This is a genomic window from uncultured Porphyromonas sp., assembly GCF_938039215.1.
Classification (GTDB): Bacteria; Bacteroidota; Bacteroidia; order Bacteroidales; family Porphyromonadaceae; genus Porphyromonas.
Map to the genome: position 1 here is coordinate 20,442 of NZ_CALHVI010000037.1, position 16,069 is coordinate 36,510.

Sequence of the window (16,069 nt, forward strand, 5' to 3'; positions counted from 1 at the left end):
CAAAACGTATACGTTTCATGCCCAAGACGTATACGTTTCACGCTCGAAACGTATACGTTTTCACCGCCAAACGTATACGTTTTGCTTGCGATACGTACACGTTCGGATGGGGGAGGGAATACGTTTGACCTACACGACCGACCAAGTGAGGGACCTTGATGTAGGCGTAGGGAGAAGAGACTGATCGTGGAGGGGGAAAAAGAAACCTACGGTAGGTCGTCTCGGCGACCTACCGTGGGTCGGTCATGCGACCTACAGTAGGTTTTTTCAGCGACCTACCGTAGGGTACATTTGAGGGTGGGTGTAGAGTAGGCAAAAGACGAGAAGAAAAGAGGGAGAGATGAGCGAGGAGAGGGATGAAAACAAAGCGAGGGTGACCCGATGGGTCACCCTCGCTTTACTGATGAAGGAAGAGAGAGCATTTGCACCCGAGGCTTCGTGCCTTCCGAAGAAAGAGCCCAAAAGGAAGCCGAGGATACTCCGTGCGGAAGCAGTCGAATGGCTAGGCGGAGGCTAGCAAAAGACGGAACAAAAAACCTCGGGAGACTGAGCCGAAGGAGGCGGAAGCAGGGGCCGACGCTGACAGGAGGCGGGGTGCTACATGCGGGAGCGGAGCTCTTGGGCACTCTTGCGCTCGGACTTACCTTGGATGGGAGCTCCGAAGGAGTAGGTCACGCCGAGGTTGAGCGTGAGTGCATTATTATTCTCGTTGTTGGCGTTCATCTGATAGTCGGGTGTCTTGATCTCCAGACGGAGGTTATTGCGGAGGAGGTTGTAGGCGTCGAGAGCGAGGCGGAGCTTCCCTTGGAGGAGCGTGTAGGATAGGCCCGCTCCGCCGGAGATGACGTGCCCTGCATGGAAGCCCCAATCATAGCTAGGTGTCCGATAGTAGAAGTAGCAGGTCCCCTGGAAGGTCTTACTGCGATTGAAGAAGAAGGTATTGTTGAGACTGACATGATAGCTCAAGCCTGCTCCCCCGTAGAGCGAAGTAGACTCAGGGCCGATCTTCATATCGGAGTACCAGAGACGCTGGGAGATGTAGGTCTGGAAGAAGCTGACCTTATTGAAGAAGAAGCTATTCTCCAGGCCGAAGGTCCAGGTCTTCTCGGCATTGTCATGCGTATAGCTTCCCTCGTTCGTCTTAGGGTCTAGGCGGATGACCTGTGTGATACCATCCCAGAGATAGCCACCGTCGAGCTGGAAGTTCAGTGCCCCAAGGAAGGTGTAGCCGAGAGCAAGCTGGGCACGCTTGGCAGCACGCAGATCTTCCTTCCCTCGGATGACGCTGTACTGATTCTCATAGTTAGCGAACGGGGAGAGTTGGCCGAAGTGGGGGCGATTGAGGCGGACAGTACCATTGAGGCTGAAGGCATGGCGGTCGTTGGGGTTGAATCCCAAGAAGAGCGTGGGGAAGACATTGAGGTAGCTCTTGAGGTGCTCCAGACGACGGCCGTTGTTTTCGCCTGCCGTGTGGGTGTACTCCATACGAAGACCCGTGCGGAGATCCCACTTGTCGGAGAGCGGATGCTTGAAGTCGGCATAGAGCGCATAGACATGTTCGTCGAAGGAGATCTTGTCGTGGCGCTCACCCATGGAGCTCTTGGCATCGTAGTCGCTTCGGTTGGTGGTGTGGGTCCACGTCCCCTTAGCCCCAAAGCCCAGTGTCCCCTTACCAAGCGGCTCTGTATAGTCCAGGCTCGTGATGTAGGAGTCGGTGTGCTGATCGGTCAGAGCATCGAAGTGGAAGTCCGCCCCAGGGATGGGAGTACCATTAGGCATCAAGCCTCGGGAGGTGAAGTTGCGTCCCTCTTGGCTTCGATAGCCTACATAGTCGGCATCCCACGAGAGACGACGCTTGGGAGCGGACTTGAAGCTCTTCTCAAGGTGAACGTTCGCCGTAGTGTATTGGCTCTTGTCGGTCTCATCGGCGACACCGGGGAACAAGCGTAGGAGTTCATAAGCCTTACTGGAGAGGATACGATAGTCTCGGCTATCATTCTCTCGGCGAGAATTATCCTTCTGTGGGCTGTAGGATATACTCGCCCCCATGGAGAGCTCAGGAGTGAAGGCATAGTCTAGCCCCGCACGAAGGTTGAAGTAAGGACCCTGCCCCGAGTAGGCGGTCTCACTCGAATGGAAAGTACCCTGCTTGGGATAGGTGCGGTAGGTCCCTAGGCCACCATCATAGCCTGAAGAGCCTCCTCCGAGCTGGAGAGAAGCGGTGACCTTGTCCTTCTTGTAGTTGAGGTTGGTATTGAGGCTATATAGGACCTTATCGTTACGAAGTCCGAAGCGAGGAGCGATACTTCCCCCGAAGAAATCGTTCTTGGCCTTCTTGAGGATGATATTCAGCACACCGGCATTCCCCTCGGCTTCGTACTTAGCAGGCGGGGTGGTGAGTATCTGGATCTCCTGAAGGTCGGACTGCGGGTAGGAGCGTAGGAGGCTGATCAGAGCAGAGCCCGAGAGACGTACCCGCTTGTCGTTGATGAGGACGATCACCCCGCCCTTGCCGATGAGGCTGATGCCGTCGTCGGAGACGTTCACCCCAGGGGTCTGGCGCAGGACATCCAGAGCCGAGCTGGCAGCGGGAGCGATCTGCGTAGCGTCGAAGACCATGCGGTCGGCCTTGCGGAGCATGATGGGGCGACGGCCTGTGACTTGGACAGCGGAGAGCTCTTTGGTCTCTTCGGTGAGGAGGAGTTCGCCGAGGTCAAGAGCACCCGTGACCGTCAGGGTTTTATGGAAAGGCTTGTAGCCTAGTGCATGGATCTCTAGGAGGAAAGTCCCTTGGGGTGCCTCGAGGCGAAAAGCCCCGTGCTCATCGCTGGTCGTCCCTACGACGAGGGTGCTATCTGTGGGCTGTCTCAGGAGGACATTAGCAAAGTCCACGGGGGTGCGGTCAGCGGTCTTCTTCAAGGTGCCCTGTAGCGGGAAGGTCGTCTGCGCCAGAAGGCTACCTGAAGAGAGCGCAAGGGCGACACAGAGCATGCGAGCGTGTTTCATAACGCAAAAGTGATATGGTTAAGTGATACACAAAGGTAATGGTTTTCTTCAATCTCCAAAGCTTGACGATGAGGATGCTCCACAGCCCGCTTGGAGCGGGCTCTTGGAAGGGGCAAAATAAAACCTACTGTGGGTCGCCTCGACGACCTACTGTGGGTCGGTCGACCGACCTACAGTAGGTTTTTAGGACGACCTACCGTAGGTCGCTCTGAGGGGGTCACGGAGCATGCCCAGAGAGGCTCTACTCTCGGGGGCTACGAGGTGGGAGGAAAACCTGATCGAGGGCCTAGAGAAGAGGCTAGGAGCTAGGTATGTAGCATTTTTGTAGCTTTGCTCTAGAGTCCAGCGAGGCTCACGCACCCATTCACCCGACGCATCCCCTCTGGCCTATGCCCTATCTACGCTTAGCTTGACCCAAGGAGATCTACTCCCGAAAGGCTCACCCATAGTGATCCCTTCTCCTTGGTTTACCCACCCCTTTCTCTCACACCACATCTTCCCCATACCCATGAGCTACATCAGAAAAAAGATCGGCTTAGCCCTATCAGGCGGTGGCTACCGAGCAGCCACCTATCACATCGGCACCCTGCGTGCCCTCCATCGTCTTGGCATCCTCGACCAAGTAGATGTCCTCTCCTCCGTCTCGGGAGGCTCGATCACAGCGGCCTACTACGCACTGAATAGAGAGGACTACGATCGCTTCGAAGCGGGCTTCATCGCCCGCCTGCGTCGAGGGGTCCTCTGGAGCTCCTTTGCCTACGTAGCAGTAGCTGGGCTCGCCCTGCTGCTCATCTCCTTCGCTCTAGGCTACCTCGCAGGAGCCTTGATCGCTGCCCTCCTGCCCCAGTACCCTACCCTCTCGGGGATCGGCGCTACCCTCTTCGGGATCATCTCGCTCTTCGTCCTGCTCATCTTCTTCCTCAAGCACTCCTTCGTCACCCTGCCGACGAGCAAGCTGATCACTCGACTATATAATAAGGTGTTCTTCGGAGGCAAGACGCTGGGAGATCTCCCCACGAGCCCTGTCCTCTGCATCAATTCGACGAATCTCGCCACCCAGCGCCCCTTCACCTTCTCCAAGGGATCCATGGGCGAATATGCCTACCGTATCTCGGGGAAATCCATCTTCCATGCCGATAACTTCCCCATCGCTCAAGCCGTCATGGCTTCCTCGTGCGTGCCCTACGGCTTCACCCCCATCACCATCAAGCGCAAGTATCTAAGTGCGTCCTACACCGACTGCCCCACCAACCCCGAGCCCCCGAAGCTCATCGACGGCGGAGCCTACGACAACCAAGGTACCCACAAGCTCACCCACGACAAGAGCCGCTTCCACTGTGACTATGTCATCGTCAGCGATGCGGGCAACGGGGTCATCACGGCCAGCACGACGACGAACTTCTTCAACCTCGTCATCAACACAATCTTCCTCGTCGTCGAGCGGGTGAAGAAGATGCAGCGCTCCGACAACCTCTATCAGACCTACTTCGGCAAGGAGCACTTCGCCTACATCCCACTCGAATGGGACTGCGATCACCTCCTCCTCGAGGGCTTCGTCAATAACCTTCGGGACAACAATGTGCACCCCGACGTATGGAGCGCCCACGGCATCACCGAGGAGGAAGTCACACGTCTCCGAGAGGCTAAGGGCAAGAAGGACTCGGAGATCTACCTACACCTCCTGAAGAAGTTCGAAGAGTCCATCGGATGGAGCGAGCTCCAGCAGCGCTTCCCCTCCTCCGAAAAGGAGCGTATCGCCCGAAGTGTAGGCACAAGCCTCACGGCTCTTTCACTCGAGCAGATCCATGCACTCATCGCCCACTCCGAAGCCCTCACAGAGATCCAGATACGCCTCTACATGCCCATGCTCCTAGATCAGAAGTCCACCCCAGAGCAGGCGAGCTAACCTCCCCCTTCGGCTACGGGCTGGAGTCCAGCGTTTCTTCGTACCTTTGTGCCTGAAAAAAGAGAAGGCTTCCCCTACGAAAAGCCTTGCATCCTAGAGCCCCTCTCCTTCGATGGGACTCACTCATCTCACTTAGATAAACCGAACTTCAGCCAATGAACGTAGCTATAGTCGGTGTCAGCGGAGCCGTAGGACAGGAATTCCTCCGTGTCCTGAGCGAACGCTCCCTCAAGATCGACCGATTAGAACTCTTTGCTTCCGAGCGTAGCGCTGGGAAGAAGATCACCTTCCGTGGGAAGGAATATACCATCCGCCAGCTACAGCACGGCGATGACTTCAAGGATATAGATATCGCCTTCGTCTCGGCAGGCGGTAGCGTCTCCCTCGAGTACGCAGAGACCATCACCAAGCACGGCGCTGTGATGATCGACAACTCCAGCGCCTTCCGTATGCACAGCGATGTACCTCTGGTTGTGCCCGAAGTCAACGCTGCCGATGCACTCGTCCGCCCTCGGGGGATCATCGCTAACCCCAACTGCACGACCATCCAGATGGTCGTCGCCCTCAACGTCATCCACCAGCTCTCCCCCATCCAGCGCGTACACGTAGCGACATACCAAGCCGCTAGTGGTGCAGGAGCTCGTGGTATGGAAGAACTTGATCAGCAGATCCGTGCTATCGGTCGAGGCGAAGAGCCAGAGGTCAAGAAGTTCGCCTATCAGCTTGCCTACAACCTCATCCCTCAGATCGATGTCTTCGCTGATGATGACTACACCAAGGAAGAGCTGAAGATGTATCACGAGACACGCAAGATCATGCACAGCGATCTGCAGGTCAGCGCTACCTGCGTACGTGTGCCCGTGACCCGTGCGCACTCCGAGGCCATCTGGGTCGAGACCACCGAGCCTCTTGAGCTGGATGCCGTGCGTGAAGCCTTCCGCAAGGCCCCTGGGATCGTCCTGCAGGATGACCCCGAGGATCAAGTCTATCCCATGCCCCTCTTCATCGCAGAGAAGGATCCCGTCTACGTGGGTCGCCTGCGCCGAGATCTCAGTTCGCCTAAGGGCATCACCTTCTGGTGTGTCTCCGACCAGATCAAGAAGGGCGCTGCACTCAATGCCGTACAGATCGCTGAATATCTCCTAGCTCAGGGTGCGCTGAGCAAGAAATAACCCCAACCCAAGACCTAACCCATCCAATGAATATCTATAAGAGCATCGAAGACCTTCAGGCCTTCGTAGAGGCGGAGCGTGCCAAGGGGCTTCGCATCGCCTTCGTCCCCACCATGGGTGCCCTACACGCAGGACACCTGAGCCTCGTACGTCGTGCCCTCACAGAGTGTGACCGCTGCATCGTCAGTGTCTTCGTCAATCCCACCCAGTTCAATGATCCTCGTGACCTAGAGACTTATCCCCGCACCCTCGAGGCCGATAGCGAACTTCTTGCTTCGGTCGGGGCTTCGGCTCTCTTCGCTCCTGAGGTCAGCACCATCTATCCCGAAGAGGACACCCGCACCTTCGAAGTCGGTGCCGTAGCCGAAGTGATGGAAGGACGCTACCGCCCTGGGCACTTCAACGGGGTCATGCAGGTGGTCTCCCGTCTCTTCGACATCGTCCGCCCCGACTGCGCCTACTTCGGCGAGAAGGACTTCCAGCAGATCGCTGTCATCCGTGCTATGGTGCAGCTCATCGGTAGCCCCGTCGAGATCATCGCTTGCCCCATCGTCCGTGAGGCCGATGGACTGGCCCTCAGCAGCCGCAACGTCCGTCTCTCCGCCGAAGAGCGTCGTGAAGCTCCCCAGATCTACCGCATCCTCTCCGAGAGCCGCTCTTGGGCTAAGGAGATGAGTCCCCAGCAGGTCATCGAGCGTGTGACCGAGCAGATCAATGCGGTCCCCCGCCTTCGTGTCGAGTACTTCGAGATCGTCGATACCAATAGCCTTCAGCCCATCGCATCCTGGAGCGATAGCCCTGCCCCTCATGGCTGCATCACCGTCTATTGCGGTGAGGTGCGCCTGATCGACAATATCGCTTATCACTAAGGGATGACCACGACGAAGATATTCGCCCTCCTCTCCGGTGCACTCCTCCTTTCGCTCGCTAGCTGTGGTACGAAAAAGCCCCAAACACTAGAGGCTCCCACCCCTTCGCAAGCACCTATCGTGATCGCCCCTCCCACGGAAGAGCCTCGCTGGGTACGCCCCGCAGGGGACTCGATCCGTGAGGAGATGCGTGCCGTATGGCTCACGACAGTCTATGGACTAGACTGGCCCCGTGACCGAGCAGACACCCCTGATGGTGTGCGCCGACAGAAGGAATCCCTCCTTCGTATCCTTGACCGCCTCAAGGCCGATGGATACAACACGGTCTTCCTCCAGCTACGACACAGCGGGACGGTCATCTACCCCTCCGACTATGAGCCCCTATCTACTCGCTTCGCAGGAGAAGGCTTCTTCGGAGATTATGATCCCGTGAAGTTTGCCATCAAGGCCTGCCATGAGCGAGGTCTGAGCCTACATGCTTGGCTCGTGACCTATCCCCTCTCCTCATCGAAGCGTGCTCCCCACCCCATCCTTAGGGATCATCCCTCCTGGGCCATTCCCCACAAGGGCTCCTATCACCTTGATCCTGGGCATCCCGAGGTACGCACCTACATCGCCCACCTCGTGGCTGACCTCGTGCGTCGATACCCCGTGGATGGGATCCACTTCGACTACTTCCGCTATCCCGAGGGGGCAGAGCGTTTCGCTGATGGCGCAAGCTACCAGCGCTACGGAGAGAGCTACTTCGACCGCAGTGCTTGGCGAAGAGCTAACCTCACTCGCCAGCTCCGTGAAGTGCGGGATTCCCTCCAAGCGGTAGGCTCCGATGCCCTCGTGAGTGTCGCCCCCCTAGGGAAGCTCAAGAAGATCTCCGACCTCGGACGACCCCACGGATGGACGGCCTACGAGTCTGTGCACCAAGATCCCGAGACTTGGGGAAAGGAAGGACTTGTAGACTTCATCGTACCGATGATGTACTACCGTGATGAGCTGTATGGCCCCTTCCTCCGAGAGTGGAAGGACTATGTCGCCCGCTATATCCCCGTCGTGGCAGGTCTTGCGCCCTATCGTGTCGAAGAGACAGGATGGCCCGAGACCGTGATCGAGGAGCAGATCGATGAAGAGCGTAAAGTTGGGCTATCGGGAGTATGCTTCTTCCGTGAAGCACACACGGGGACGAGCTTCCCTGCGACCCGAAGAGTGATCCAAGATGCCTTCCGCAGGCAGGCTCTACCTCTGGCCTTTGCCCGAGGGAAGAAGTCAAAGCCCGCTTCCCCAAGAGCCCTCACCATCACACCCATTACCCCCAAGGACTTCCTCCTCTCGTGGAAGCTCCCCGAGGGTGCTCCTAGCGAAGGGATCACCTACCGTCTGTGGGCCACGACGACGGATAGTGAAGGACATCGCCAAGCGACCATCCTTGCCGATCGTCTAGCGGACACTCAGTGCAAGCTCCTCCTCGAGGATTTCGAGGGAGCAGAAGAGGTAGAGTTCGGTATCGAAGCGGTCAATCGCTTTGGTGTCTCTACTCCCTGCCTCGAAGGTCTATCCCGTCGCATCTCTGAGCTCAAGATGCAGCTCCGAGCCACGAGGCGATAGCATGAATCTCTACCTCCACATCCCATTCTGTGCCAGCCGCTGCTCCTACTGTGACTTCTATACGCAGGTAGGAGGACGCTGGAGGAAGGACTTCTTGACAGCCCTTCTTCAGGAGCTCCGCCTGCGTCGGGAGGAGCTTCCTGAGGGGGAATGTGTCGAACATATCTACCTCGGGGGAGGGACCCCCTCCCTGCTTACGATCGAGGAGCTAAGGCAGATCTTTGCCCTTATCTCGGAGCTCTACCCTCGCTCTTCGGAAGGGGAGGTCACCATCGAATGCAATCCCGATGATGTGACCGAGGACTATGCCAAGGGCTTAGCTTCGCTCCCCATCAACCGAGTGAGCATGGGGGTACAGAGCTTCGACGAGGATGATCTCAGCTTCCTCAATCGTCGGCATTCAGCACAGCAAGTACACACAGCCATCCAAGCTCTTCGCCAGCAGGGCATCACCAACCTCAGCCTTGACCTGATCTATGGGCTTCCGAATCAGACGGAGGAGAAGTGGCGAGCGAACATCCAAGAGTTCCTCGCTCTCGGTGTCCCGCATCTCTCGGCCTATCACCTGATCTATGAGGAAGGTACGGTCTTGACCCGCCTTGTCGAGCGGGGTCGAGTGAAGCCCGTAGATGAAGAGGCTAGCCTCCTCTTCTTCCAGATCTTGATCGAAGAGCTACGGGCAGCGGGCTACGAGCACTATGAGATTTCCAACTTTGCTCTACCAGGCCTTCATGCCCGACACAATACGGGCTACTGGCAGAGTGTCCCATATCTGGGCTTTGGTCCTTCGGCGCATAGCTTCGATGGCCATCGTACCCGCTCCTACAACGTCCCCTCGCTCAAGGACTACACATCCGAACTCCTCGCAGGACGGAGAGCCTACGAAGAGGAATACCTCTCTGATGATGAGCTCCAGCACGAGTATGTGATGACCCGACTGCGCACGCAGTGGGGCATCCCCCTCCAGGAATATCAGAAGCTCTTCGGAGGGAAGGCTCTCGATGCACTCCTTCACGAAGCTAAGCCTCACCTTGAGGCTGGGAAGCTCACCGACCAGTCAGGCACCCTCCGTCTCACTCCCTCGGGTGTCTTTGTCTCCGATGGGATCATCGCCGACCTCTTCCTCTAAAGCAGGAGAGCACACCTTTCGCCCCATCCTTTCACGACATTCTATTCCCCTCTACGCATGCGCCCCGTCTAGCTCTAGGTGGGGCGCATGCGTATAAAAGACGGCACACACCACTAGAGGCTAGTGGTGTGTGCCGTAGTCATTTTAATCCTATATCTAGGGCGGATAAGCGAAGCTACTTTGCCAACTTAGCGGTCAGGAACATGAGGTAGACTACCCCGCAGAGCATGACGCACACGGCACCCACCTGCCCCATCCAGTCACTGGCATAGCCCATCATGAGAGGGAAGATCGTCCCTCCGAAGAGCCCCATGATCATCAGTCCACTCACTTCGTTCTTACGCTCGGGCTCTCGTCCTAGAGCTTGGGCGAAGATGATGGAGAAGATATTGCTATTCCCCAGCCCTACGAGTGCGATAGCGACGTAGAGGAGCTGTTGGTGATGGGATACGGATAGGATCACCATCGCAGCGAGCATCATCAGGACACTGACTCCGAAGACGACTCGGCTCGATATACGCCTCAGAAGGATCGATCCCGTGAAGCACCCTGCTGTACGGAAGATGAAGTAGAGCATCGTAGCGAAGGCGGCATCATCGAGCGTCATCCCTAGTCGCTCCATGAAGATCTTGGGCCCCACAGTATTCGTCCCCACATCGATCCCTACGTGGCACATGATACCGAGGAAGCAGAAGAGGATGGCAGGCTTGGAGAGCAGGCGAAGGCAGTCTGCGAGGCTCACCGACTCGCTACGGCTCTCGTGCGAGAGCTTAGTTGCATTGAGGGCAAGGACGCTAAGCACACCGATCGTGGTGTAGATGGGGAAGAGGATGCGCCAGCCAAGCCCCAGCTCTGGGATTGCCTGCGTAGCGCCCCAAGAGGCGATCAAGGGGGCGAGGAAGGAGGCGATAGCCTTGACAAACTGTCCGAAGGTCAGGCTACTTGCGAGCTTGTCTGCAGGGATAAGGTCGCTCAGTAGTGGGTTAAGCGAAGTCTGCATGATGGCATTGCCGATCCCTAGGAGGGAGAAGCTCAAGAGCATCACCCAGTAGCTCTCACCCATTAGGGGCATGAGCAGGGAGAGCACCGTCACTACAAGGCTTAGGAGTACGGTCTTCTTACGACCGATCTTATTCATCAGGACGCTCGTTGGCACGGAGCACAAGAGGAACCAGAAGAAGACGAGAGAGGGGAAGAGGTTCGCCTCAGTATCTGTCAGGCTAAGGTCTTTCTGCACATAGTTGGATGCGATACCCACTAGGTCCACAAATCCCATAGCAAAGAAGCTCAGCATCACCGCTGATAGAGTGAAGAGGCTGGTCGTTCGCTGTGTCATACGTGTCGAGATCTAATTGGTGATAGAGCAAAGATAGCCAAAGGAAGGAGAAGGCTCTGCTCGAGGGAAAAGGTGAGCTAACGGAAGAAGAAGGCAAGCTCCTATCATGGGTCGGTGAAGCGACCCATCATGGGTCACCTCGACGACCCATGATGGGTAAGCCTAGTGCCTCATCCTAGGTAAGCGTAGCGACCCAAGGAGGGACTTCTTCGCTCCTCATGAAAAGGCCCCAGAAAGCAGACCTATACCTCCCTCGGGCAAAACGTATACGTTTCATGCCCAAGACGTATACGTTTCACGCTCGAAACGTATACGTTTTCACCGCCAAACGTATACGTTTTGCTTGCGATACGTATACGTTCGGAGGCGAAGAGCTATACGTCTTGCCCCGACAGCCTACTGAGACGGAGAAGTCCTGAATGAAGCTTGATCGGGGAAAAGGTTCGTTCGACATGCGTTTGACACAGCCCTTTCTAGCATACCCACCGCACCTTTGTCTCGTATTCTTGGTAATTTAGATGCCCCATTGAAGGGTGGTTCGCTGTGTAGCGTGGCCGCAAAGACTTATAGCAATAGGCAGATTTTTACTCAGAGATATGGATGCAAGGCAGTGTATGATCGTAGACTTGGAGCGACGAGGGGACAAACAGATGTTCATCACCGAACAGGTCGAATCCATCAAGGCAAGCGAACAGGGAGGGTGGATGGTACGCTTCACCACCTCTCCTCGTCCCTTCCAATACAACAAAGCACGACTGCTCGTCCTCCATGATCCCGAGGTCATCAACATCGTGGATAGAGGGCTCTACGTTCGGGGGAAGCGCATCTCCAACATCGCAGAGCTGCTGTGCTTCGCCAGCCCCCAGCATCGTTTCTACCGCGTGACCTACACCAGCGGCTATGCAGAGTGCCTTGATGGGCGGGAAATCTACGTCACCCGCACCCGAATAGACCAGATGGGAGGCTCCACCTGGGACTATCTGAAGAAGCTCGCCGATGAGACGGGACTCTGCGCTAGCGATGGGACGAATATCCTATCGAAGGCCTATCAGCACGTGGATGTGAAGCGAGATAACGTGCCTCTGGCGCAGTACCTTGGCGATAGGCGACGATTGGCCGTGCGCTCCCTTCCTCGGCAGGTGTACTATCCCTTCGGGTGCAATGCCAGCCAAAAGGCTGCGGTAGAAGCAGCTCTCGGCCATCAGGTGAGCATTGTGCAAGGGCCTCCAGGGACGGGGAAGACACAGACCATCCTCAACATCATCGCCAACCTGCTACTCTCTGGTAAGACGATACTAGTAGTATCCAACAACAACTCCGCCGTCGAGAACATCGCCGAGAAGCTCCATCGTGAGGGTCTAGGCTTCCTCGTAGCTCAGCTGGGGAACTCTGAGAACAAGGATGCCTTCATCAAGCGACAGAGCCCCTATTATCCCGACATGAGTAGCTGGGCACACGGGGATACCCCTGCAGTCCGAGAGCTCGCTAAGGAGGCGCTACAGAAGGTATCACAAGGCTTCGAGGACCAAACGAAGCTCGCCCTCCTCAAGGCAGAGCTCAATGCCCTGCAGACCGAGCGGCAGTACAATGAGCGACTGAATGCAACTATCGATGGAGACACCGAATGGCTGAGGCAGAAGGCCCCTTCCGTACTAATGACCTTGCTCTCCCAGTGCCAAGAGTTTGCAGAGCAGTCGAAGAAGCCCAGCTTCTGGTTCCGCTTGAAGCATATATTTACCTTGGGCTCGCATGCGTTCTCTTTCTTCAAGCAAGACCTCTCTCAGGTCATCGCATGCTTGGAGGCTGCCTACTACTTCGCTTCCCAAGCCAAGCTAGAGCAAGATATAGAGACGATCACAGAGCGACTCCAATCCATCGACATCAAGCAGCGTGTCAAGGAGCTTACCTCCTCTTCACTCCAGATCCTCAAAAGCAGCATCGCCAAGCGCTATAATGGAGGCGGTGCCCGATACCAGTTCACGCTCAAGGAGCTCAAGCCCAAGACCGAGGTCTTCCTCAAGGAGTATCCCGTGGTGCTGAGCAGTACCTACCGATCGAATGGGAATATCAGTCCGGACTATGTCTTTGACTATGTGATCATGGATGAGGCTTCGCAGATCGATATCAAGACAGGTGCACTGACCCTATCCTGCGCTCTGAATGCCGTGATCGTAGGGGATGACAAGCAGCTCCCTAATGTTGTGAGCCGAGAGGAAGCACTTGCCCTCGGTGCGATACAAAAGGCTTATCAGGTAGATGATCGCTACAATGCGGTGACGCATAGCTTCCTGAAGTCGTGTATCGAAGCCTTCAAGGACGCTCCCGTGACGCTGCTACGTGAGCACTACCGCTGTCATCCCAAGATCATCGAGTTCTGCAACCAGCGCTTCTATGACGGAGAACTGATCTCCATGACGACAGATTCGGGCCAGGAGAAGGTCCTCCAAGTAGTACGCACCGTGAAAGGTAATCATGCCCGAGGGCGCTTCAACCAGCGTGAGATCGATGTCATCACCCAAGAGGTACTGCCCGAGTATCAAGACAAGGGGACTGTGGGCATCATCACCCCCTATCGTGATCAAGCGATGGCGATCAATCAAGCACTGAGGCAAGATATAGCCAGCACCGTCCATAAGTATCAAGGGCGAGAGTGCGACACGATCATCATGAGCATGGTGGACAATGCCCCCACGGAGTTCTCTGATGATGCGAACCTGCTGAATGTAGCGATCTCACGTGCCAAGACCCACCTCTGCGTCGTCGCGACGGGCAACGATATGCCCGAAGAGAGTATCCTATCCCAGCTGATCAGCTACATCCAGTACAACAACTTCGAGGTGAGGGAGAGCAAGCTACACTCCGTCTTTGACCTGCTCTATAAGCAGTACACCACCGAGCGTCTAGCTTACCAGTCCAAGCATCAGATATCTGACCAGCTCTCGGAGAACCTCTTCTATGACACCTTGATCAAGGCTCTCGAAGAAATGGGACGACGGGAGCTGTCGGTGCTGTGCCACTATCCTCTCTCGAAGCTGATCGCTGACTGCTCTCTATTGGATACTGAAGAACTTGCCTTTGTCCAAAGTCCCTTCGCTCATGTAGACTTCCTCATCTACAATGCGCTCACTAAGCGTCCGCTTCTCGTCATCGAGATCGATGGCTGGAGCTTCCATAGGGATGGCACCACGCAGCAGGCTCGAGATACGCTCAAGGACAGCCTTCTCTCCAAGTACGCTCTCCCACCCTGCCGTATCTCTACGACCAACATGGTGACCGTCGAGATGCTGAAGGAGCGGCTCTCAGCCTTGCAGTAGCCTAGAGGCGAGGTATTACGATGGACATGAATGGAACCATAGTACTTGTAAGGAAGAGGATCAAGGAGCTACCCTAGCTACAGATCAATATCAAGCGGCAGAGCGAGACACCTCCGACAATCCCATCCGATAAGAAGGCTACGAAAGAGACGACGATGCCGAGGGAGTATCTTCCCTCGGCATCGTCGTCTCAATGGATGCGGGTAGGAGCTTCCTCCCTCCGATCACTTGATCGGGAGATGCAGCACCTTGCGCTCCCCGATGAAGCCCTCCAGCGTCTGACCAATCGCTATGGGTCCGACACCAGCTGGCGTACCCGTGAAGATGAGGTCGCCCATGCGTAGCGTCTGGAAGCGACTTACCTCGGTGATCAGCCGATCGAAGCCGTGGATCATCTGGGAGCTATCGGCCTCTTGCACCACACGGCCATCGACCTTCAGGGAGAAGGGGATCGGACGATCAGGATAGCCAAGCTCCGTCTTATCCAGCCACTCGCCGACGACCGCCGATCCGTCGAAGACCTTCGCCGCCAGCCAAGGCTTCCCCTCTGCCATTGCTTGACGCTGGAGATCACGTGCGGTAAAGTCAATCCCCACCGTCACCCGCTGATAGTAGCGATGCGCAAAGCGCTCGGCGATACGCTTCCCCACCCGACAGATCTGGATGACGAGCTCCGCTTCGTATTCGATCGTGGAGCCCATGTCAGGAAGGAAGAAGGGGGAATGAGGCTTGAGAAGAGCATCGCCCTTATGGAAGAAGAGCGGAGCTTCCGCTTCACCCTGCTCGGGCAGGCCAATAGCTGGAGCTTCAGTGCAATGCGAGCGGTAGTTGAAGCCTACGCCAAGGATCTTCATCAGACAGTAAGTAGAGGAGCGTTAAGCCTTGACATCCCCCTGAAGGGCGGACTTCAGACGGGTGAACATAAGGGCGAGGTGTGCGTACATCGAGGTGTTCTGTACGACGACGCTCTCAGGGGTCTGGATACGCACGGGGGTAAAGTTCCACAGCGCACGAATCCCCGCTCGCACAAGGCGATCGGTCATGTGCTGCGCTTGCAGGATGGGCACCGTGAGGATAGCGATCTGCACGCCTTCTGCCCCGATGCGTGTAGCTAGCTCATTGATATGATAGACGGGCACCCCTGCCACTTCGGTACCGATGATCTCTTCAGCGACATCGAAGCCCGCCGTGATCTCTAGACCAAACTGACGAAGCCCCTTGTCGGCTAGAAGCCCAGACCCGAGGCTACCTACCCCGATGAGGAAGGCTTGGTGACGCTTCGTGAAGCCTAGGAACTCCTCCAGATAGTTGATCAGCGCCTCCGTCTCATAGCCCACACGTGTACGCCCCTGAAGCTCTACATAAGAGAGGTCCTTGGCTACCAGTGCTGCATCTACCCCGACACCTGAGGCAATGCGTGGCGAAGAGACATACTTATGCCCTTCCGTTTGCAGGAGCTTGACGAAGGAGAGATACCAGGGGAGTCGACGAAGTGTAGGCTCAGGGATGAGGCCTGCACGCTTCTTATCTTCCTTAGATTTAGCCATCGTAGTCGTGTATATAAATAGTCGTTTAAGCTGTTGTACCACAAAATTAGCGATTTCAGAGGGAAGGACTGTGCCAAGAGCCCATGTATCCCGATACTTTCGCCCTTCAAAACCTACTCGGGGAAGGCTCCATTTGGAGACCTACGGTAGGTCGCCGAAAAAACCTACTGTGGGTCGCCTCACCGACCTAC

Annotated in this window: 10 protein-coding genes; 6 read left to right on the forward strand and 4 right to left on the reverse strand. The window is 56.3% G+C overall.

Annotated elements, in window-relative coordinates; genetic code table 11:
• Positions 1–597: 597 nt before the first annotated feature.
• Positions 598–3,006, reverse strand: a complete 2,409-nt coding sequence (locus Q0336_RS05475; protein ID WP_298526462.1) for a TonB-dependent receptor — start codon at positions 3,004–3,006, stop codon at positions 598–600.
• 508 nt (positions 3,007–3,514) lie between these two features.
• Between Q0336_RS05475 and Q0336_RS05480 the strand changes: the two genes are divergently transcribed.
• From Q0336_RS05480 to hemW, 5 genes are all read left to right on the forward strand, one after another.
• Positions 3,515–4,912: a patatin-like phospholipase family protein gene (locus tag Q0336_RS05480; RefSeq protein WP_298526464.1), complete on the forward strand. Its 1,398-nt coding sequence runs from the start codon at positions 3,515–3,517 to the stop codon at positions 4,910–4,912.
• Between the two features lie 155 nt (positions 4,913–5,067).
• Positions 5,068–6,084, forward strand: a complete 1,017-nt coding sequence (locus Q0336_RS05485) for an aspartate-semialdehyde dehydrogenase (protein WP_298526465.1) — start codon at positions 5,068–5,070, stop codon at positions 6,082–6,084.
• Positions 6,085–6,110: 26 nt separating this feature from the next.
• Positions 6,111–6,953: a pantoate--beta-alanine ligase gene (gene panC, locus Q0336_RS05490; protein ID WP_298526466.1), complete on the forward strand. Its 843-nt coding sequence runs from the start codon at positions 6,111–6,113 to the stop codon at positions 6,951–6,953.
• Between the two features lie 3 nt (positions 6,954–6,956).
• Entirely contained in the window at positions 6,957–8,552 is a 1,596-nt protein-coding gene (locus tag Q0336_RS05495; RefSeq protein ID WP_298526467.1) for a family 10 glycosylhydrolase, read from the forward strand.
• 1 nt (position 8,553) lies between these two features.
• Entirely contained in the window at positions 8,554–9,681 is a 1,128-nt protein-coding gene (gene hemW, locus Q0336_RS05500; protein WP_298526468.1) for a radical SAM family heme chaperone HemW, read from the forward strand.
• Positions 9,682–9,856: 175 nt separating this feature from the next.
• Here hemW and Q0336_RS05505 read toward each other — a convergent pair whose 3' ends face one another.
• Positions 9,857–11,017: an MFS transporter gene (locus tag Q0336_RS05505; protein ID WP_298526469.1), complete on the reverse strand. Its 1,161-nt coding sequence runs from the start codon at positions 11,015–11,017 to the stop codon at positions 9,857–9,859.
• A 596-nt stretch (positions 11,018–11,613) separates the two neighbouring features.
• On the opposite strand from Q0336_RS05505, the gene Q0336_RS05510 reads away from it, so the two are divergent.
• Positions 11,614–14,331: an AAA domain-containing protein gene (locus tag Q0336_RS05510; RefSeq protein ID WP_298526470.1), complete on the forward strand. Its 2,718-nt coding sequence runs from the start codon at positions 11,614–11,616 to the stop codon at positions 14,329–14,331.
• A gap of 224 nt (positions 14,332–14,555) precedes the next feature.
• Here Q0336_RS05510 and Q0336_RS05515 read toward each other — a convergent pair whose 3' ends face one another.
• Positions 14,556–15,185, reverse strand: a complete 630-nt coding sequence (locus Q0336_RS05515) for a fumarylacetoacetate hydrolase family protein (protein WP_298526471.1) — start codon at positions 15,183–15,185, stop codon at positions 14,556–14,558.
• Positions 15,186–15,206: 21 nt separating this feature from the next.
• The gene (locus tag Q0336_RS05520) at positions 15,207–15,878 is read right to left on the reverse strand and encodes a redox-sensing transcriptional repressor Rex (RefSeq protein ID WP_298526472.1); all 672 of its coding nucleotides are present in this window, start codon (positions 15,876–15,878) and stop codon (positions 15,207–15,209) included.
• Positions 15,879–16,069 lie beyond the last annotated feature (191 nt).

Coding starts and splice junctions, on each gene's coding strand:
- Q0336_RS05520 (WP_298526472.1), bottom strand. CDS start 15,878: ATGGCTAAATCTAAGGAAGATAAGAAGCGTGCAGGCCTCATCCCTGAG.
- Q0336_RS05480 (WP_298526464.1), top strand. CDS start 3,515: ATGAGCTACATCAGAAAAAAGATCGGCTTAGCCCTATCAGGCGGTGGC.
- hemW (WP_298526468.1), top strand. CDS start 8,554: ATGAATCTCTACCTCCACATCCCATTCTGTGCCAGCCGCTGCTCCTAC.
- Q0336_RS05495 (WP_298526467.1), top strand. CDS start 6,957: ATGACCACGACGAAGATATTCGCCCTCCTCTCCGGTGCACTCCTCCTT.
- Q0336_RS05485 (WP_298526465.1), top strand. CDS start 5,068: ATGAACGTAGCTATAGTCGGTGTCAGCGGAGCCGTAGGACAGGAATTC.
- Q0336_RS05515 (WP_298526471.1), bottom strand. CDS start 15,185: ATGAAGATCCTTGGCGTAGGCTTCAACTACCGCTCGCATTGCACTGAA.
- Q0336_RS05510 (WP_298526470.1), top strand. CDS start 11,614: ATGGATGCAAGGCAGTGTATGATCGTAGACTTGGAGCGACGAGGGGAC.
- Q0336_RS05475 (WP_298526462.1), bottom strand. CDS start 3,006: ATGAAACACGCTCGCATGCTCTGTGTCGCCCTTGCGCTCTCTTCAGGT.
- panC (WP_298526466.1), top strand. CDS start 6,111: ATGAATATCTATAAGAGCATCGAAGACCTTCAGGCCTTCGTAGAGGCG.
- Q0336_RS05505 (WP_298526469.1), bottom strand. CDS start 11,017: ATGACACAGCGAACGACCAGCCTCTTCACTCTATCAGCGGTGATGCTG.